Source organism: Collimonas sp., from assembly GCF_035566375.1.
Classification (GTDB): domain Bacteria; phylum Pseudomonadota; class Gammaproteobacteria; order Burkholderiales; family Burkholderiaceae_D; genus Collimonas.
Window position 1 is genome coordinate 130964 of record NZ_DATMRK010000074.1, and the last position, 19401, is coordinate 150364.

Genomic DNA, 19401 nt, shown 5'->3' on the forward strand with positions numbered 1-19401 from the left:
CCCCAGATCCCCTGCACTACATCTCCACATTCACCGCGTCTTTGGAAAACTGGAGGTGGTATAAATTTGCGTATGCGCCCTGCTTGCTCAGCAATTCATCGTGGCTGCCGACTTCAACAATGCTGCCATTCGAGAGCACGACGATGCGGCTGGCGCGCTCGATAGTTGACAGCCTGTGTGCGATCACGAAAGTGGTGCGGCCCTGCATCAGCTGGTCGAGCGCTGCCTGCACGGCCCGTTCCGACTCGCTATCGAGTGCGGAAGTCGCCTCGTCCAGGATCAGGATAGGAGCATCCTTGTAGATAGCGCGCGCCATCGCCAGCCGCTGGCGCTGTCCACCAGACAAACGCGAACCGTTATCGCCGATCTGCGTTTCATAACCCTCAGGCAAGGCGGCGATCATCTCGGTCAGATAAGCTGCCTTGGCAGCCGCTTCAATCCGTGTGCGATCTGGCGCGCTGTCGCCATAGGCGATATTGGCAGCGATGGTGTCGTTGAACAGCACGACATTCTGGCTGACCATCGCTATTTGAGCCCGCAAGCTATTCAAAGATATGTCCTCGATCGGCAAATCATCCAGCAAAATACGGCCTTCAGTCACCGAATAAAATCCGGGAATCAAATTCACCAGAGTGGATTTCCCACCTCCCGACATCCCCACAAAAGCGATGGTTTCACCAGGTTTCACGTTCAGGTTAATGCCCGTCAACGCCGGCTTGCCTTGACCCGGATATGAAAAACCGACATTGGAAAATTCGATCTTCCCGTTTGCACGTTTCTCCAGCTGTATGCCGCCGGTGCGTTCGACCGGGCTGTCGATCAACTTGAATACAGCTTCTGCCGCGGCCATGCCGCGTTGCAGCGGGCCATTCACTTCGGCCAGCTGTTTGAGGGGTACTTGCAAGGCGATCATCGCCGCTAAAAATGAGACGAAATCGCCTGCGGTAAGCTGTGCGTGACTTGCTTGTATCAAACCCATCGTGATCATCGCCGACATCGCGCAAGCCATCATGATTTGCGTGACCGGCACAGTGGCGGCGAAAGTGCTGGTCATGCGCATGCTGTAGTGGCGTATATGCTCCGCCGATTCCTCGAATCGCTTTCTCTCATAAGGCTCGCCGCCAAACACCTTGATGACCTGCTGAGCGCGCGTGGTTTCTTCGATTACCTGCGTCAATTGTGCGTTAACGTCGAGAGAATCCTTGTTCAGCTTTTTCAAGCGCTTGGCGGTAGTACGCACCACCAGGATCATCAGAGGCATCAACACCAAGGCGACAATCGTCAATTTCCAGCTGATAAACAGCATGTAGCCCAACAAACCCGCTACCGTCAGCACGCAACGCACAATCGACGTAAACAACTTGCTGATCATTTCTATGATTTGCTGTACTTCAAACATGATCGAATTGATCACACGTCCTACAGTATGGGTAGCGTGGAAATCAATCGACACATGCAAGATGCGATTGAACATTTGCTGCCGCAATGTCGTCAGCACTCGGCTAGACACCCAATTAGTCATGTAGCTTGTCAAAAAAGTCGAGGCGCCGCGGGCGACGAATGCGCCAATCACAGCAACCGGCACCAGCCACAGCGGAAATGTAGGTTTTTCCACAAAGCCGTTATCCAACAGGATTTTAAAAATGTAAGCTACCAGCGGTTCGGTTGCCGCGGTCACTACCATCCCAAGCAGACCAAGCGCCAATCGTTTTTTGTACGGTCGATGCAGTACTGCCAGCCGCTTGAAATAGGTTGTATAGGAAGATGCGCTCATATGTCCGTCTGTTCTAAGTTCTTTTTACGCTTGATTATGATGGCAAGAAATGTGGCCACGCTCATGCAATAGAATCCGCCGAGGACTGTCCAAAAGAACATTAAATCGGTAAGGCCAAAAATGAAAAAACCTAGAGGCAGGAGCATGCCCATCCCTGCCGCCGTTCTCACATAGCGATCAGGATGACGTATTTCCCTGCCAAAGTAATATGCAGGCACACAATAAATCGATAAATTCGCCAGCAACCCGAATATCCCCAATATAGTCATATTAAAGATAAGTTCATTGTGAGAGTGGGCAAAAGCCGCCGCGACCGGGCTAATCATTTTTTTAGAAGAGAACTCCTCCAAACCAGAGCTGAAATTTTCCCGTCCAATTCCAAAAACCGGACGTTCCTTGAACAGCTCCCAAGATACGCGCCAGAGCTGAAGCCTGATGCCTAGGGACGTATCCACATTTTTCCCGTCTAAATATTGAGTGACGTCCGACTTCGCTTCGGCAATTCTGGTCTGTATCGTGCTGCTCAACGAGAACATCGCCATCATTACAACAAGAGCCAATACAGCCACCATCAACTTATGCCTGATCCGAATCCCACCCAAGAACTGGATTCCGAATACAACGAAAAAGGGTATGGCAATCCAGGTTCCTCTGGATTGACCCAAAATAGTGATGTACAAACTGACGCAGAAAATGAGGAATTTCAGCAAGATGACGGCTTTGTCGCGCCGGCTATTCCAGCCAATCGAAAGCAAGGTCATACTGCCCAACAATAATGCGATATCGGAAAACGCGATGATGAGCAAAAATCCGATATTACTTGGCCTAGATGTCCCTCCGTCTGTACCCAGGTAGATCTTGATCACTGCCGCAATGATGCCAACAATAAAAGCCCATTGCACACTCTTTAAGTACTTCAGAGGAGCCGCCAGAATTATCCAAAAAACCGGTGCAAATACAGCCAGCCGTAAGGCTCGGTCATATTGCCGCGCTTCAAAGGCCCCGAGCGATAACTGATTCAGAATCACAGCAATAAATAAAGACGCCATCGCAAGGTGGAGCGGCCAGTATTCCTTTAACAGTTGACCAAAACCGATCCCCATAGGTTTGCAACGGCAAATCAGAGCCACGATACTGCAAATCAGAAGCACATATAAACAGGTATTGCCGGCATTGTGCAACACGATGGAAAGTGCCGGAAACAGCAGAATGGCCATAATTACAGGCCATTTAATATAAGACAAATTTCTTCTCCGAATTTAAAACTGTGAAATGAGTATTCAAGCGCAATTGCATGCATGAGGCATCACACTCAATACTCCACCGCAACTGCCTCCGACCCGAGTTTCTCCGCCAAAGCCAGTTGCAAGCCGTCGCTAGGGGACACTCGCCATTCGGCGCCGAACAATATTTCGCAAGCCACTTGATCGCTCGTATAGCGCAGCGTTAAAGGCAATCCAGTCTCCGAGCGATGCAGCGATAGCATGTCTTTCAGCTGCACAGCATCGATTTTTTTCGCCGGCGACGCCAGCGACAGCACCATTTGCCGCCCGTAATGAATCCGCGCAGTGGCGATGTCCATCACTTTTTCTGCAGATACCCGCAGGCCGCCGTTAAAACGATCCTCCGAAACCTTGCCCTGCACCACCAGGAATTCGTCTTCCTTGAAAAAAGCCTTGTTCGGTTCGAACTGTTCGCTGTAGACGGTGACATCGACAGTTGCGCTGCCATCGTCGAGCGTGACGATCATCATTTTTCCACGCTGCGTCATTTGCGCCCGCAAGCCGGAAATAATTCCCGCCAAGGTGCGCGGTTCGCGCGACGGCTCCAAGCTGCCCAATGGGGTACGTGCGAAGCGACGTGCTTCGGCGGCGTAGGCGTGGAACAAATGGCCTGACAGATAAAAACCGAGGGCGCTCTTTTCTTCCGTCAATTTTTGCTTATCGGTCCACGGCGTCGCCTGTACATATTCGATAGGCGCTTCAAGATCGCTGTCGTCGCCGCCGAACAGGCTGACCTGATTGGCGGACGCCAGTTTCTGGTCGGCCGCTTCCATGGCGCGCGCCACCGAAGCCAGCAAAATCCCGCGATCAACTTTGAAACAGTCAAACGCACCTGCGCGTATCAGCGATTCGATGGTGCGGCGATTGATCTGGCGCTTATCCACGCGCAGGCAGAAATCGAACAAATCGACGAAAGGCTTTTCCTGGCGCGCGGCGATAATGGCTTCGATCGCGTTCTGTCCCGAGCCCTTGACCGCACCCAGTCCGTAACGAATCGAAGTGGCTTTTTTACCCGGCTCGCCTTCGGGCGTAAAACGGTAATCCGATAGATTGATGTCCGGCGGCAGCAGGGTCAGCTTGCACACCACCAGTGAGTCTTCCACCAGAATCTTGATCTTTTCGGTGTCGTCCATCGCCAGCGACAAGTTGGCGGCCATGAACGCGGCAGGATGATGCGCCTTCAGATAGGCGGTGTGATACGACAGTAATGCGTAAGCGGCAGCGTGCGACTTGTTGAAGCCGTAGCCCGCGAATTTTTCCATCAAGTCGAAAATCTCGTCGGCCTTGGCTTCGGACAAACCATCCTTGGCGGCGCCGTCGCGGAAAATCTGGCGATGCTCGGCCATTTCTTCCGCCTTCTTTTTACCCATCGCCCGCCGCAGCAAATCCGCGCCGCCGAGCGAGTAGCCGCCGACCACCTGCGCCATCTGCATCACCTGCTCCTGATACACCATGATGCCGTAGGTTTCCGACAAGATGCCTTCAGTGCGCGGGTCTGGATAATCGAAGCGCTCGCCGTGCTTACGCTTGCAGAAATCCGGGATCAGGTCCATCGGGCCCGGACGATACAAGGCCACCAGCGCGATAATGTCTTCAAAGCGGTCGGGCCGCGCATCTTTCAGCATGCCTTGCATGCCGCGGCTTTCCAGCTGGAACACGGCGACCGTTTTAGCGGCGGTCAGCAGTTCATACGATGCGCGGTCGTTGAGCGGCAGCTTTTCCAGGCTGAAATCGGCCATGGCCGGATCGAGCTGTTTGATATAGCGCACTGCGCGATCAAGAATTGTCAGCGTGGTCAAACCCAAGAAGTCGAACTTGACCAGGCCGACCGCTTCGACGTCGTCCTTATCATATTGCGAGACCACACCGGCATCACCGCCCTGTGTGTAGAGCGGGCAGAAATCGGTCAGTTTGCCAGGCGCGATCAGCACACCACCGGCATGCATGCCTATGTTGCGCGCGATGCCTTCGACTTGCTGCGCCAGGTTGAGCAGTTGCTTGACCTCTTCCTCGTTCTCCAGGCGCTCCGCCAGCATCGGCTCTTCCTGGATGGCGTCGGCAATCGTTACGTGCTTGCCCGGCTTGAATGGAATCAGTTTGGAGATGCCGTCGCAAAAGTTGTAGCCAAAATCGAGCACCCGGCCAACGTCGCGGATGGCGCCCTTGGCCGCCATCGTACCGAAGGTAGCAATCTGCGACACCGCGTCCTTGCCGTACAAATCCTTGACGTGCTGGATGACGCGATCACGGCCTTCCTGGCAAAAGTCGATATCGAAGTCGGGCATCGATACCCGTTCAGGATTCAGGAAACGTTCGAACAGCAAATTGTATTTGAGCGGATCCAGATCGGTGATCTGCAGCGAATACGCGACCAGCGAACCGGCGCCCGAACCCCGCCCCGGCCCAACCGGCACGCCGTTCTGCTTGGCCCAGCGGATAAATTCCGCAACGATCAGAAAGTAGCCGGGGAAACCCATCTTGATGATGGTGTCGGTTTCAAATTTCAAGCGGTCCTGATAGCGCTGACGCTGCTGTTCACGCTTGACCTCATCCGGGAACAGATGCGCCAGACGCAGTTCCAATCCCTCTTGTGACTCGCGTACCAGGAAGTCGCCGATCGTCATGCCATCCGGCGTCGGGAAATCCGGCAGCTTTGGCTTACCCAGTTGCAGCGTCAGGTTGCAACGCTTGGCAATTTCAATCGAATTTTGCAGCGCCGCCGGCATGTCGGCGAACAGCTCGGCCATCTCGGCCTGGGTCTTGAACGATTGCTGATCATTGAAACGACGTACACGGCGCGCATTGGCCAGCATTTCACCTTCAGCGATACAGGTGCGCGCTTCGTGCGCGATGAATTCTTCTTTGTCGAGGAACTGGATAGGATGGGTCGCCACTACCGGCACGCCGAACTTGGCAGCCAGCGCCACTGCCTGCCTTACATGCGCTTCCATATTGGGCTGATCGGCGCGCTGGATCTCGACATAGAAATTGTCGGGGAAAATAGTCGCCCAACGTTCAATACAACGTTCAGCCAAACCCGGATTGCCGTTGTCGATAGCAATGCCGATGTCGCCAAAGTGGGCGCCGGACAAGGCAATCAAACCGTTGCCGCCGTTCTGGCTGCTCAGGTCGGCAAGCCATTCAGCGCGAATTTCCGCGCGGCCGCGATGCAGGTTTTCCAGCCAGGCGCGTGACAACAGCTCACATAATTGCAGATAACCGCCACGGTTCTTGACCAGCAGCAGCAAACGCGAAGGCTTGTCGCGATCGTCGTCATTGGTGATCCAGACATCGCAGCCGATAATCGGCTTGATGCCTTTGCCGCGCGCAGCCTTATAGAATTTGACCATGCCAAACAGATTGGCCAGATCGGAGATGCCAAGCGCTGCCTGCCTATCCTTGGCTGCGGCTTTTACTACATCGTCGATGCGTACCAAGCCGTCGACAATGGAATACTCAGAGTGGAGGCGGAGATGAATAAATTGCGGTGTCGTCATGGCCGGTATTTTACCCTGAGGCCCTGCTGGCTACGGGCAAAATTGGGCAATCCTGCTGTCGGCGTTTATAATACTGATAAATCAACGACTTACCGAGAAGCAAGCCATGCAGTCCAATCATCCTTACGTTAATATCGCCGCCTATAAATTCGTCACTTTCATAGACACGGAACAGAAACGTCCTGAATTTCTTGCAATTTGTAAGCAATTGCAACTAAAAGGCACGATCTTGCTTACCCCGGAAGGAATTAACCTATTCCTGGCCGGCATGCGTGAGCAAATCGACCAGTTTCTGGCCTGGCTGCGCGCTGACGAACGGTTTTCCGATCTGGAAGTGAAAGAAAGTTATTCGGAAAAACAACCTTTCACCCGCATGCTGGTCAAGCTGAAAGCTGAAATCATCACGATGAAGCACCCGTTGATCAAGCCGGAACTGGGGCGCGCCCCGGCGGTACAAGCCCAGACCCTGAAGCGCTGGCTGGACCAAGGTTACGACGACAACGGCCGGCCGGTGGTCATGCTCGATACCCGCAATGCGTTTGAAGTCGATGTCGGCACTTTCCAAAACACGATTGATTACCGTATCGAGAAGTTCAGCGAGTTTCCAGCGGTAGTCGCTGCACATAAGGACGAACTGGCCGACAAGACGGTTGTGACCTTCTGCACCGGCGGCATCCGCTGCGAAAAGGCTGCGATCCATATGCAAGATATCGGCTACGACAGCGTCTATCAGCTGGAAGGCGGGATTCTCAAATATTTCGAGGAATGCGGCGGCGCTCACTATGATGGCGATTGCTTCGTGTTCGACTATCGCACCGCACTCAATCCGCAGCTGCAGGAAACCGCTACCGTGCAATGCTACGCTTGCCGCGCAGTGGTGACGCCGCGCCAGCAATTGTCACCGCAATACGTGGCCGGAAAATCCTGCCCGCATTGCCAGCCGGAAGCCGTGGCGGCGCCGGCAGAAGCTTCTACTGCGCATTAAACCTAGCCGCAGAACCCAAATAAAAGCCCGCGTGAAATTTCACGCGGGCTTTTTTTCTGACTGGATAGGGGCCGATTTCAATCTTCGCCCCTCCCCCCTTCGATTATTTCTTGAATTTCTGCGCCGTCTCTGCAACACGCTTGCCAAACAATTTGGCTGTTTCGAGATCGCCTGCGGACGGACTTTCTTCCGGCGACGAGTCGGATGGGCTCTGCGCCAACGCACCAGAGAAACCGCCAACGAAATTCACATCATTGCGTTGCGCCGCCTTGCTGTTCGATGGCATCAAACCAGTGCCAACCCAAACCATGCTGTGCTGCATTGCGAAAGTGATCAGGTAACTCATGGTCGAGCCCTTGTCGCCATTCATCGTGGCCGAATTGGTGAAACCGGCTGCGATCTTATCTTTCCATTTCTGACCGAACCATTGCTTCGATGAGGTATCGGCAAATTTCTTGAATTGCCAGGAAGCCATCCCCATGTATGTTGGCGTGCCAAAAATAATGGCGTCGGCTGCTTCCAGCGAAGCCCAGGCTGCATCGCTCAGATTGCCTTCGGCATCAATCGCGATCAATTCAGGCACTGCGCCTGGAGTTCGCAGCACGCCGGCGTGCACCGCTTCTGCTTGTTTTTTGGTGTGGCCGTAGCCGGAGTGATAAACGACAGCAACTTTAGTCATGACAATGTCCTTCTGACGTAAGAATTTGATTAAAAAAATAAATAACAACTATTAAAGCGGCAAATCAAACAACAATAGGTTCGGCCAGCTTTCCGCTATCAAGCCTCAACTCTGATTCGCTGCGGCTCATAATGCCCAGCGAACGAAAAACGGATATGCAAGTCAAGACAACCATGTTGGCGCGATCTCAATCTCGGCTATCGCGCAATTCGATCATGATATATCCGAAAATTTATTTCAATATAGAAATATTCCATATGAATCCGCTGCATTACTTGGCACTATAGAGCGAAGGAACAGCTTAAGACAGACCTTAATTTTCGATATATCATTCAATTTATCTGAATGAGATTTTTGCAATATTTATACTCGCCGAGCCCCGATGAATCTGACGCTGGAAGCTTTACAAGTTCTCGATACGATCGCCCGCAAAGGCAGTTTTGCCGCCGCCGCCGTCGAGCTCAATCGCGTTCCCTCGGCACTCACCTACAGTGTGCGCAAGCTGGAAGAAGATTTGGATGTACTGCTGTTCGACCGCCGCGGCCATCGCGCAAAACTGACCAGCGCCGGCCTCGAATTGCTGGCTGAAGGGCGCCATCTGTTGCTGGCGGCACAAGAGCTGGAACGCCGCGTAAAACGTGCTGCAACTGGTTGGGAAGTGGAACTGCGCATCGTCCTCGACAGCATCATCCCGTTTGACAGCCTGCTGCCGCTGATCGAGGCCTTCGATCGTGAAAATGCCGGCACCCGCCTGCGCATTTCGCACGAGGCGTTGTCAGGAGTGTGGGAGGCTTTGTTATCGGACCGCGCTGATCTGGCAATTGGCGCACCGCATAGCGGTCCCGATAGCATCCGCATGAGCGGCGGGTTCCAAACCCGCCAGTTGGGTGTCATTGACTGGGTCTTCGCTGTTGCTCCCGGACATCCCTTGGCAAACGCGCCAGAACCGCTCACTGCCAGCCTGATACAACAATATCGCGCGGTAGCGGTCGGCGACACTGGCCGCACCTTGCCCAGCATTACTTCAGGACTATTAAGCGGACAAGACATCCTGACCGTACCGTCGATTCCAGCGAAGCTGCAAGCCCAGCTCAGCGGCCTCGGCTGCGGCCATTTGCCGCGCTGGATGGCGGCTCCTTATTTTGCTTCTGGCGCACTGATCGAAAAACAAACCATCGAAGCGAAACCCAGCGACAAGACACAAATCGCCTGGCGTACGCCGGTCATGGGAAAATCTCTCAAATGGTTCATCGCGCAACTCAGCGAACCCGCGACTCAGCACGCGCTGCTTGGATCTCTGGCGCCGGCAGTGGCGCCGCATCATCACGAATCGATCAACAATGTCTAATCAAACAAGTTATATCGGCCGCTTCGCCCCCTCGCCCACCGGACCGTTGCATGCCGGCTCGCTGGTCGCGGCGATGGCCAGTTACCTAGACGCCAAGGCCAATCATGGCCGCTGGCTGCTGCGGATGGAAGATGTCGACGAAGCGCGCACCGCGGCGGGTGCGGCTGAGTCTATCCTGGCAGATCTGAGCACGCTCGGCATGCATTGGGATGGCGAAGTGGTGTTTCAAAGCCAGCGTACGGCATTGTATGAAGCGGCATTCGATCGTCTCGGGCGATTGGCCTATCCATGCGGTTGCACGCGCCGCGAAATTGTCGATTCCCGCATCTGTGTGGCGGCCGATGGCGCAGCGGTCTATCCCGGCACTTGCCGCAGCGGCTTACCTGTCGGTAAACCAGCGCGCGCCTATCGTCTGCGCGTGCCGGACCCAGGGCATGTCGATGAACTGATTATTTTTGACGATCGCTGGCTTGGCCGCGTACAGCAGCATCTGGCGATAGAAGTGGGAGATTTCGTACTGAAACGGGCGGATGGTTTTTGGGCTTACCAACTGGCGGTGGTGGTCGACGACGCCGATCAAGGCGTTACGCACGTGGTGCGCGGCGCCGATTTGCTGGATTCGACCGCGCGCCAGATTTATCTGCAGCATCAGCTGAAACTGCCGACGCCGCATTACTTGCATGTACCGGTCATCACCAACGCAGACGGCGAAAAACTATCCAAACAGAATGGCGCACAAGCTATCGATCTCAAGCAACCGCTACATGCGCTAAGCAAGGCTGCCTGGTTCCTGGGACTTGATATCGGACAAGTCGATAGCGTAGCCGCATTCTGGCCACTGGCCACTACAGCATGGGCGAATCTCGACCTGAGTCGCCACGGCTAAACAACCAGCGCAACTAGCGCTTTGGCAAGCCACCCAGCAAGGCCGCCAACTTTACCTTTGGCGGCTTGATGGCGCCGGCGCCTGCCGGCACTACGCTGGATGCATCCATATCGGCGGCGAGCGTCGGTTCGTAAGGTTTGAGGAACCACGGATCGATTTTTTCCTTGCGCGAGATTGGCGTCGAGGTATAGGCGCTGCGCGTATGCTGAGCGCTGCGGCCAGAGGCGACACCGCGACTGTCATTACGATCGCCACGATCGCTGCGCGCATCGGCGCCACGTCCGGAACGCTCGCGTTCAACACTTGCCGGCTTGGCGACAAACCCGGTCAGCTCCGCGCGTACAAACTTGTGCTTGATCATCTTTTCGATATCGACCAGCAAACGTTCGTCCTTGTCGGCATACAGGGAAATCGCATCGCCTGAAGCCCCGGCACGACCGGTACGGCCGATCCGGTGTACATAATCCTCGGCGTTATAAGGCAAATCAAAATTGATCACGCATGGCAGTTCAGCGATATCCAGGCCACGTGCGGCGACATCAGTCGCTACCAACACTTCAATCTCACCTTGTTTGAATGCTTCCAGCGCAGCCATACGCTCATTCTGCGTCTTGTCGCCGTGAATCGCCGACGCGTTGACGCCTTCGTTTTCCAGATGACGGGCTAGTTTCGATGCGCCGATTTTTGTATTCGAAAAAACGATCACCTGTTTCAGGTTGCGCTCGCGAATAATGTACGACACCGCCTCTGCCTTGGTTTGCTCATTGACGTGGTACATGGTTTGCGTCACGTTGTCAGCAGTCGCATTGCTGCGCGCCACCTCGATCGTCACAGGGTTCTTGAGGAAAGTGGCTGCCAGCTTTTTGATCTCGCCCGAAAACGTGGCGGAAAACATCAGATTCTGCCGCTCTTTCGGCAACAGATTGATGATGCGCTGCAAATCAGGCAGGAAACCCATGTCCAGCATGCGATCGGCTTCGTCCATCACCAGGATTTGCGTCTGCGACAGGTTCACGGTCTTTTGCTGCACATGGTCCAGCAGGCGGCCCGGGGTAGCAATCACGATTTCGATGCCTGAGCGCAAAGCGGCAGTTTGCGGTGCGATATCGACGCCGCCAAACACCACGGTCGAACGCAAGGGAGTATGGCGGCAATAAGCGCGGACATTCTCGGCCACCTGATCGGCCAGTTCGCGGGTAGGCGTCAAAATCAGAGCACGCACCGGATGCCGCGCTGGCGAGGCGCTGGTGTTGGCGTGCGCCAGCAACAGCTGAATGATCGGTAAGGAAAAACCGGCAGTTTTGCCGGTTCCTGTTTGTGCCGCACCCATGACGTCGCGCCCTTGCAATACCACCGGAATCGCTTCCGCTTGAATCGGAGTTGGATGGACATAACCCTGATCGGTCAGCGCACGCAAGATATCTGGAGACAGCCCAAAGTCGGCGAAACGGACGGAGGGTGTGGTTGGCACGGCTGGATCGGCTTGAATCTCGGACTGTATGTCGGACATGGTAGTTGGCGGCCTCCGGTGCAGGATGCACTCAAACAAAGGCTTTATTTGCTCTCAATTGAATTCGTGAATTTCGTGTCGGCTGATTGATGACGATCGGTGCTTATCCAAGACAAGCAACGGCGACACCTTTCGAGCCAAATGATTGTGGAGGCGCCGTTGTCACAATAAAAACAAGCGCCGCAAGCCGGATTACCAATTTGACATCATTACCGACACGCTTTGTACCACAGTCGCGCATTATACGCCTAGCTGGGAATTTGCTCAGATACCGAGTTCATTGAGCGGCCAGCGTGGCCGCACATTGAAGCCATATGTGCGCTGCGCCGCCTGCGGATTGATCTGCAAGCGCATGGCGCCGGCGAAGGCAATCATTGCGCCGTTATCGGTGCAAAACTCCAGCTCGGGATAATACACCCGGAAACGCCGCTTTTCAGCCGCCGCATTGAGGGCGCTGCGCAATTGCTGGTTGGCTCCAACTCCTCCTGCAATCACCAGGCGCTTGAGACCGGTCTGTTTCAACGCCGCCAGGCATTTAGCCAGCAGCACCTCAACCAGAGCATCAACAAAGGCGCGCGCGATGTTGGCCTTGTCCTGGTCGCAAATATTGGCCGTGTGATTTTTGACAAGGGTCAATACCGCTGTTTTCAAACCAGAAAAGCTGAAATCCAGATTTTTAGAGTGCAGCATGGGCCGCGGCAACTGATACACCGACGGATCGCCAAATTCCGCCAGGCGTGAAATCGCCGGGCCACCTGGATAACCAAGGCCAAGCAGCTTGGCCGATTTGTCGAACGCTTCGCCGGCAGCGTCATCCAGTGTTTCGCCTAACAGGGCGTATTGTCCAACCCCGTCGACCCGCATCAATTGTGTGTGGCCGCCGGACACCAGCAAGGCGACAAACGGGAAGCTGGGCGGATCGCTAGCCAACAGCGGCGATAACAAATGCCCTTCCAGATGATGCACGCCGAGCATCGGTTTATCCAGGGCCAGTCCGAGACCGCAAGCAATCGAGGCGCCGACCAGCAGCGCCCCTGCCAAGCCCGGCCCCTGGGTATAGGCGATTGCATCGATGTCGTGGCGTGCAACGCCGCTTTCAGCCAACACTTGTTGCAACAAAGGAATAGCACGCCGGATATGGTCGCGCGAGGCCAGTTCCGGCACCACGCCGCCGTACTGCTCATGCATCGCCACTTGCGAATACAAGGCATGGGCCAGCAAGCCGCGCTCGGTATCGTAAAGCGCTAGGCCGGTTTCGTCACAGGAAGATTCAACGCCGAGAACAATCATGGGTGGGGCAATATTTATACAATGCCGCATTGTAAAGGAAAGCGCGGCAGACACTCGCGTGTTGGCGACGATTAATCCTTGCCGAGTTGCTGCATCGCCTGCCGCATGAAAGCCAGCTGCTGCGAAAACCTGGTGCAAGCCGTGCAGGTCCACAGATGTATGCGCACCCGGACCCGGGTTAATCGCGACAGATTGCTATCCTGCGCCTGGGACAGGAGCAATTGTGTATCGCGACAGTGAGGAATCAAGCGTTTATATGACATAAAAATAAATTAACTGACCGTGCCAGAATTTCGGCATCCAGGATTGGTCGTGCCACGGATGCAATACTTACAATTAGCCGGGAATAAGCGGGTATTGCCGTATTTATCTATGCACGATGGTTGGAAATTCAAGCTTGTGCTCCAAACCAGTTCAGTTGCAAACATTCGCGCAGCCGTGTCCGCGCCCGATATAGCAACACCCAAGCGTTCGCGGCGGTAATATCAAGCTCCTTGCAAATCGCATCGGTATCCAGTTCCAGCCATTCTCGCATCATGAAAATGCGCCCGGTTTTGGCGGGCAAATTGTCGATGCATATTTGCAAAATATCGAAAAACTCCTTGCGTTCCAGTGTCTGGTCCGGATTGCCCCAGCTGGGCGCCGCTTCCATGGCATGTCCAGCGGACGTAAATAAAGCATCGATCATGTCGGCATCGCTACGATCGGCGTCATCATCGTCGCTGCTCAGTTGCACTTCGCGCTTGCCGCGCCGTAGCTGGTCCAGCAATTTGTGTTTAAGTATGCCAATGACATAGGTTTTAAACGAAGACTGCTGCTGAAAACGGTCTGGATGCTCCAGGACTGCGAGTATGGTTTCCGAGACAGCGTCTTCGGCCAAGGCGTCATTACGCAACTGTAGCGCGGCAAAACGCACTAATTGCGGCCGCAATGTTTCAAGCTGGCGAGGATCGATTGCCATATAAGCCTAGATAAGAAGAAACCAGAACAAGCTGGTTGAGTGGCGACGATTTTACCCGATGGCCATGGACTGAGGCTGGTAAAGTAAAATCCTGGCGATACGTCCAGTTTCATTCAATGCCGGTCAATCCTGATTGCTATCTACACATGATAAATATTTCGCCGCCCGAACCATTCGCAGCAGCTCGCTTCATCAAGGAGATCGGGCGAGGAAAGGACGGTGCCCGCAGTCTGTCACGCAACGACGCGCATGACTTGTACGCTGCCATGCTGGACGGCCGCGTCTCGGATCTTGAACTGGGTGGTATCCTGCTGGCGATGCGCATCAAAGGTGAATCGGTAGAAGAAATCGCCGGCTTCCTGGAAGCAGCCGAAGCGTCGTTTCCACAGATACCGCTCACTAACAGCAGCGTGTACGCCCCGGTAGTCATCCCCAGTTATAACGGTGCACGCCATATGGCCAACCTGACTCCTTTACTGGCCATGTTGTTGGCGCGCGAGGGTGTGCCGGTGTTGTTGCACGGGGTTCTGACAGATCCCGGCCGGGTCACCAGCGCGGAAATTTTGCAAGCATTGGGCCAGCCAATCTGCGCGAGCATCGAGCAGGCTCAACAATGTTTTGCTCAACGCCTGCCGGCCTTCATGCCGATCGATGCACTGGCGCCGAAAATGGCAAGATTGCTTGCCATGCGGCGGATTCTCGGGGTCCGTAATTCAACCCATACCCTGGTCAAAATCATGCAACCGTTTGTGGTTCCGGCCCTGCGCCTGAGTTCATACACGCATCCGGAATACCTGACTATGCTGACAGCTTATTTCAAGACTGCCGCCGCGGCTGAACGCGGCGACATATTTCTGATGCGTGGCACCGAAGGCGAAACGGTAGCAAATGCCAGGAAGGCGCAAAAAATCGACTGGTTGCATGCCGGCACGCAAACCACGCTGATAGAGAAACAAAACATCGCCGACGAGATGCCCGCCCTGCCCGGGCAGCGTGATGCCGCCACCACCGCCAGCTGGATACAACAGGCGTTGGCGCAGCCGGAATTGATCCCAAAACCGATCGCCGGACAACTCGAACAATGTCTGAAGGTTTGCCGGGCTTTGCACACGCAATACAATTCGGCCGATATCGGTAAGCCCTAGCTAGCAATTTCCCGAGGGAACTAATTTTCGCGGCGGCGGACCAACCAGACTGATCTAAAATGAAACAGGATACCTATACTGAATGTACTATTGGGCAGCCGTCAAAACATTGCCGCAAAGAATTTCAGACTGGCCTCAGATAGGATTCTCAACAAATCCGATAGCGCGGCACAAAAAAAATCAATGCAAGGAGAGTGCGCTTAACACCGTGTAAGTCATGTTTTAAAGCAATACCCTTTCAAGCAATACCCTTTTCAGCATTACCCATTCATCTGCCCATACGGCATCTTGCCCAGCGTAGCGATACTGCTGCAAGACTAACTTTCTGGAGGATCCATGGCTTGGACTCTTCCGCCCTTTGCACTAGCACAGCCCATTCAATGGAATGCGCTGTTATTGTTCGGCAGCTTGCTGCTGTTCGGGCTGGTGGGCGGCCATATCGTAACGAAAAATCCCTGGTTTCCACGCATCACCGGCTACTTGATCGTCGGCTTCGTGCTGGGCGTAGGCGGTCTCAACTTGTTGTCAGGCGACGTGCTCAAACTGGCGAATATTTTTGCCGACATGGCGATGGCGCTGGTGGTATATCAACTGGGCCGCTATGTCGATATAGGCTGGTTACGACGGGAAAAATGGTTGCTGGCAACGGTGGTCCTGAGCGCCGTATTGTGTTTCGGGTTTGTCAGCGGCGCACTGATCTGGTTTGGCACTTCTCGTGTGCTCGCTCTGCTTGGCGGCGTGCTGGCGATCGCTACAGCGCCGGCGGTAGTCATGGTGGTAGTGCGCGATCTCAAGGCGGAAGGCCAGGTGACGCGCCGCCTTGCCGCCATGACGGCGCTGAATAATTTCGTTGCGCTGCTGGCCGCGTATACCGTGCTGCCTGTCGTCGCCCATGAAAGCGCCGCTCCCTTCACCACGCTGCTGGCGCATACCTTGTATTCGCTATGCGGTTCACTGGTATTGGCGTACCTGACTTATCGCCTGATGATCCCGCTGGCGCGCTTGCTCGGCCGTCAGCCGAGCCGTCAGTTTGTGCTGGTGATCGCTGTCATCAGCCTGGCGATCGGCGCCGCTCACGCATTGCAGCTGCCGATATTGCTCACCATGCTGATCTTCGCGATCATGTCGAAGAATCTTGATCATCAGTATGATCTGATGGAACTTGAGTTTGGCGTCGCCAACGAACTGTTCATCGTGATGTTGTTTGTCACCATAGGCGCTTCGATCCGTTTGTCCGACCTGTCAATGGTAGGCGCCTCGGTTGCGGTACTCATCGCGGCACGCTTTCTCGCTATGGCTTGCGGCGTCTTTTCATTTGCGCATTTTGCCAAGATGAAATGGAAACAGGCGGCGCTGATCACCCTGGGAACCTTGCCGATGACGGAGGCTGGGCTGGGATTGATGCAAACCACCGCCTACCTCTACCCCCACACCACCGCTGACGTACTGCCATTGCTGGCCGGCTGCTTGATTGTTCTGGAATTGCTGGGGCCGATAGCAACCCAGTTTGCCTTGATCAAATCCGGCGAAAGCGGACGCGAATGAACGATGCAAAGGTGAACCTATGACTGAAAACACGCAAACCGACAAGCTCCAGACCGATGCCGAAAAAACGGACATCTTGCCGTTCACCAGTTCAAGCCCGTTCACGATGGGGATTGAACTCGAACTGCAGCTGGTGAATCGCCGCAACTACAACCTGGCCAGCGATGCGGTTGACCTGCTGACCTGGATCGAGCCGCGTGACTTGCAAAAACAGATCAAGCTGGAAATGACACAAGGCATGATCGAGTTGAATTCCGACGTGCATACTCAGGTCGACCATCTGATCGAGGAATTAAAAGGTTTGCGCGCGGCGCTGAACCGGGGCGCGCAATATCTGAATATCGACGTCTCCGGCGGCGGCGCGCATCCTTTTCAACACTGGAACGAACAACGGATTACACCCAGTGAACGCTTCCATCATCTGCATGAAAAATACGGCTATCTGGCAAAGACATTCACAGTTTTCGGCCAGCATATCCATATCGGCGTGCCAAACGGCGACGACGCGCTATATCTGACGCATGCGTTTTCGCGTTTCGTACCGCACTTCATCGCGCTCTCGGCCGCTTCGCCGTTTTATCAAGGCGCGGACACCAAATTCGAATCCTCGCGCAGCAATGTAGTGCGCGCGTTCCCTCTGTCAGGCACCGCACCTGTGCTGACCCGATGGACCGATTTCGAATCGTATTACGATGAGTTGCTGCGCATGGGGATCATCGCCAGCATGAAGGATTTCTACTGGGACATCCGGCCAAAACCGGAGTACGGCACGGTTGAAATCCGCGTCTGCGACACGCCCCTGACGATCGAACACGCCGCGCATCTGGGGTGCTACGCGCAGTTGCTGGCACGCTGGATTTTGACGGAAAGACCGTTTGTCATCACCAACGATTTTTATTTGCTATACCAGTACAATCGCTTCGAAGCCAGCCGTTACGGCCTGAACGGCTCTATGGCGTTACATGGCAACACCCCGGCCGACTCGTTCAAATTGCCGATCTACCAGCATCTGCTCGACCATCTGCAGGACTTACAACGGTATACTCAGAACGACGCTGAACAACTGACCATAAAACGCCTGCGCCATATGGCAGATGAGCGCCTCAGCGATGCCGACTGGCTCAGGCAGACATTTACCCAGCGCGGCTCGCTCAATGACATGATGCGACTGTCTTCGGAACTATGGATGGGGCAAGAGCCGCCGCCGTACTTCCAATAGCAATAGCTTGTATTTAAATATCTATTTAACAAAGATCGATGCAAAAACAATTTGATGTCGCCGTTATCGGCGCCGGCGCTGCGGGCATGATGTGTGCCGCAGTAGCCGGACAACGTGGGAAAAAGGTTGTTCTGATTGATCACGCCACCAAACTAGCGGAAAAGATCCGCATCTCGGGCGGTGGCCGTTGCAATTTCACCAATATCAACGCCGGGCCGCAGAACTTCCTGTCGCAGAATCCGCATTTTTGCAAAAGCGCCCTGTCACGCTACACCCCGCAAGACTTCCTCAGCCTGATGAAACGCTATCGGATCGGTTATCACGAGAAGCACAAGGGACAGCTGTTTTGCGATGACTCTTCAGAGCAGGTCATCGCCATGCTAAAAGCCGAGTGCGATCTGGGCAATGTCAGCTGGCGCATGCCTTGCAGCGTTGCCAGTGTGGGCAAGAACGGCGATCTGTTTAGGATCGACAGCAGCGCCGGAGAAATTCTGGCCAGCAACGTCGTCATCGCTACTGGCGGTTTGTCCATCCCGAAAATTGGCGCCACCGACTTTGCTTATCGCATCGCCCGTCAATTTGATCTGCGCGTGATTGAACCGCAACCGGGCCTAGTGCCACTGACGTTCGACGCCACCTCCTGGCAGCCATTTTTACCGTTGGCCGGGATTGCGCTGCCGGTCGAAGTGGGCACCGGCGACAAAAAAAATCGCGGCGAATTCAAGGAAGACTTGCTGTTCACACACCGCGGCTTATCCGGGCCCGCGATCCTGCAGATTTCCAGTTTCTGGAAGAGCGGCGCCCCCCTGCTGTTAAATCTGTTACCCGAAATTGATGTTACCCAGACGCTGATCGATGGTAAAACATCGATCAAGAAAAACCTCGGGAACGTATTCGCGCAATGGCTTCCGGCGCGCCTGGCGCACGGCATCATCGAGGCAAACAAGCTTGACCCAGCGGCCCGCCTGGCAGACACTCCCGACCGCTTGCTGAAAGATCTTGGCGTCGCGGTCAATCGCTGGGCGATCCAGCCCAACGGCTCCGAGGGTTATCGCAAAGCAGAAGTCACCTTGGGTGGGATCGATACCAGGGAACTTTCACAGCAGAGCATGATGTCCAATCGAATCGCGGGCTTGTATTTTGTCGGTGAAGCGGTCGACGTCACAGGCTGGCTCGGCGGCTATAATTTTCAGTGGGCCTGGGCGTCGGCAGCGGCGGCTGGATTTGCTATTTAACAACAGAATTGCACCTCGATCATCTAACCCGCTGTAAGATGGCG

15 protein-coding genes are annotated in these 19401 nt (G+C 54.7%); 7 read left to right on the forward strand and 8 right to left on the reverse strand.

The window, feature by feature from the left end:
• Positions 1-16 precede the first annotated feature (16 nt).
• From msbA to dnaE, 3 genes are all read right to left on the reverse strand, one after another.
• A complete protein-coding gene (msbA, locus tag VNZ60_RS22735; protein WP_325663266.1) occupies positions 17-1774 on the reverse strand; it encodes a lipid A export permease/ATP-binding protein MsbA in 1758 nt (585 codons plus the stop codon).
• Positions 1771-3018: an O-antigen ligase family protein gene (locus VNZ60_RS22740; protein ID WP_325663268.1), complete on the reverse strand. Its 1248-nt coding sequence runs from the start codon at positions 3016-3018 to the stop codon at positions 1771-1773. Before VNZ60_RS22740 ends, msbA begins: the two co-directional genes overlap by 4 nt.
• 68 nt (positions 3019-3086) lie before the next feature.
• Positions 3087-6554 (reverse strand): DNA polymerase III subunit alpha, encoded by a 3468-nt coding sequence (gene dnaE, locus VNZ60_RS22745; RefSeq protein WP_325663270.1) that lies wholly within the window; start codon positions 6552-6554, stop codon positions 3087-3089.
• 106 nt (positions 6555-6660) lie between these two features.
• Between dnaE and VNZ60_RS22750 the strand changes: the two genes are divergently transcribed.
• The gene (locus tag VNZ60_RS22750) at positions 6661-7539 is read left to right on the forward strand and encodes a sulfurtransferase (RefSeq protein WP_325663272.1); all 879 of its coding nucleotides are present in this window, start codon (positions 6661-6663) and stop codon (positions 7537-7539) included.
• A 103-nt stretch (positions 7540-7642) separates the two neighbouring features.
• Here VNZ60_RS22750 and VNZ60_RS22755 read toward each other — a convergent pair whose 3' ends face one another.
• A complete protein-coding gene (locus tag VNZ60_RS22755) occupies positions 7643-8218 on the reverse strand; it encodes a flavodoxin family protein (protein ID WP_325663274.1) in 576 nt (191 codons plus the stop codon).
• A 382-nt stretch (positions 8219-8600) separates the two neighbouring features.
• On the opposite strand from VNZ60_RS22755, the gene VNZ60_RS22760 reads away from it, so the two are divergent.
• Complete coding sequence (locus VNZ60_RS22760; RefSeq protein ID WP_325663276.1) at positions 8601-9566, forward strand: LysR family transcriptional regulator; 966 nt, start codon at positions 8601-8603, stop codon at positions 9564-9566.
• Positions 9559-10452, forward strand: coding sequence for a tRNA glutamyl-Q(34) synthetase GluQRS (gluQRS, locus tag VNZ60_RS22765; protein ID WP_325663278.1), 894 nt, complete (start codon positions 9559-9561; stop codon positions 10450-10452). Before VNZ60_RS22760 ends, gluQRS begins: the two co-directional genes overlap by 8 nt.
• A gap of 13 nt (positions 10453-10465) precedes the next feature.
• Here the strand turns inward: gluQRS and VNZ60_RS22770 are convergent, their stop codons facing one another.
• The 4 genes from VNZ60_RS22770 to VNZ60_RS22785 all read right to left on the reverse strand — a co-directional run bounded on the left by VNZ60_RS22770 (position 10466) and on the right by VNZ60_RS22785 (position 14213).
• Positions 10466-11962, reverse strand: coding sequence for a DEAD/DEAH box helicase (locus VNZ60_RS22770; RefSeq protein ID WP_325663280.1), 1497 nt, complete (start codon positions 11960-11962; stop codon positions 10466-10468).
• Between the two features lie 264 nt (positions 11963-12226).
• Positions 12227-13252: a tRNA (adenosine(37)-N6)-threonylcarbamoyltransferase complex transferase subunit TsaD gene (gene tsaD / locus VNZ60_RS22775; protein WP_325663282.1), complete on the reverse strand. Its 1026-nt coding sequence runs from the start codon at positions 13250-13252 to the stop codon at positions 12227-12229.
• Positions 13253-13323: 71 nt separating this feature from the next.
• Positions 13324-13515 (reverse strand): zf-HC2 domain-containing protein, encoded by a 192-nt coding sequence (locus VNZ60_RS22780; protein ID WP_325663284.1) that lies wholly within the window; start codon positions 13513-13515, stop codon positions 13324-13326.
• Between the two features lie 128 nt (positions 13516-13643).
• Positions 13644-14213, reverse strand: a complete 570-nt coding sequence (locus VNZ60_RS22785; RefSeq protein ID WP_325663286.1) for a sigma-70 family RNA polymerase sigma factor — start codon at positions 14211-14213, stop codon at positions 13644-13646.
• Between the two features lie 146 nt (positions 14214-14359).
• Here VNZ60_RS22785 and ybiB point away from each other — a divergent pair, with 146 nt between their 5' ends.
• The 4 genes from ybiB to VNZ60_RS22805 all read left to right on the forward strand — a co-directional run bounded on the left by ybiB (position 14360) and on the right by VNZ60_RS22805 (position 19357).
• Entirely contained in the window at positions 14360-15358 is a 999-nt protein-coding gene (gene ybiB / locus VNZ60_RS22790) for a DNA-binding protein YbiB (RefSeq protein WP_325663287.1), read from the forward strand.
• Positions 15359-15694: 336 nt separating this feature from the next.
• Entirely contained in the window at positions 15695-16903 is a 1209-nt protein-coding gene (locus tag VNZ60_RS22795) for a cation:proton antiporter (RefSeq protein WP_325663289.1), read from the forward strand.
• Between the two features lie 19 nt (positions 16904-16922).
• Positions 16923-18122 (forward strand): YbdK family carboxylate-amine ligase, encoded by a 1200-nt coding sequence (locus VNZ60_RS22800; protein WP_325663291.1) that lies wholly within the window; start codon positions 16923-16925, stop codon positions 18120-18122.
• Between the two features lie 38 nt (positions 18123-18160).
• Positions 18161-19357 (forward strand): BaiN/RdsA family NAD(P)/FAD-dependent oxidoreductase, encoded by a 1197-nt coding sequence (locus VNZ60_RS22805; protein ID WP_325663293.1) that lies wholly within the window; start codon positions 18161-18163, stop codon positions 19355-19357.
• Positions 19358-19401: the final 44 nt, after the last annotated feature.

Bases quoted from the DNA above. Each gene is read 5' to 3' on its own strand.
- msbA (WP_325663266.1), bottom strand. From the start codon at position 1,774: ATGAGCGCATCTTCCTATACAACCTATTTCAAGCGGCTGGCAGTACTG.
- dnaE (WP_325663270.1), bottom strand. From the start codon at position 6,554: ATGACGACACCGCAATTTATTCATCTCCGCCTCCACTCTGAGTATTCC.
- VNZ60_RS22750 (WP_325663272.1), top strand. From the start codon at position 6,661: ATGCAGTCCAATCATCCTTACGTTAATATCGCCGCCTATAAATTCGTC.
- VNZ60_RS22755 (WP_325663274.1), bottom strand. From the start codon at position 8,218: ATGACTAAAGTTGCTGTCGTTTATCACTCCGGCTACGGCCACACCAAA.
- VNZ60_RS22760 (WP_325663276.1), top strand. From the start codon at position 8,601: ATGAATCTGACGCTGGAAGCTTTACAAGTTCTCGATACGATCGCCCGC.
- gluQRS (WP_325663278.1), top strand. From the start codon at position 9,559: ATGTCTAATCAAACAAGTTATATCGGCCGCTTCGCCCCCTCGCCCACC.
- VNZ60_RS22770 (WP_325663280.1), bottom strand. From the start codon at position 11,962: ATGTCCGACATACAGTCCGAGATTCAAGCCGATCCAGCCGTGCCAACC.
- tsaD (WP_325663282.1), bottom strand. From the start codon at position 13,252: ATGATTGTTCTCGGCGTTGAATCTTCCTGTGACGAAACCGGCCTAGCG.
- VNZ60_RS22780 (WP_325663284.1), bottom strand. From the start codon at position 13,515: ATGTCATATAAACGCTTGATTCCTCACTGTCGCGATACACAATTGCTC.
- VNZ60_RS22785 (WP_325663286.1), bottom strand. From the start codon at position 14,213: ATGGCAATCGATCCTCGCCAGCTTGAAACATTGCGGCCGCAATTAGTG.
- ybiB (WP_325663287.1), top strand. From the start codon at position 14,360: ATGATAAATATTTCGCCGCCCGAACCATTCGCAGCAGCTCGCTTCATC.
- VNZ60_RS22795 (WP_325663289.1), top strand. From the start codon at position 15,695: ATGGCTTGGACTCTTCCGCCCTTTGCACTAGCACAGCCCATTCAATGG.
- VNZ60_RS22800 (WP_325663291.1), top strand. From the start codon at position 16,923: ATGACTGAAAACACGCAAACCGACAAGCTCCAGACCGATGCCGAAAAA.
- VNZ60_RS22805 (WP_325663293.1), top strand. From the start codon at position 18,161: ATGCAAAAACAATTTGATGTCGCCGTTATCGGCGCCGGCGCTGCGGGC.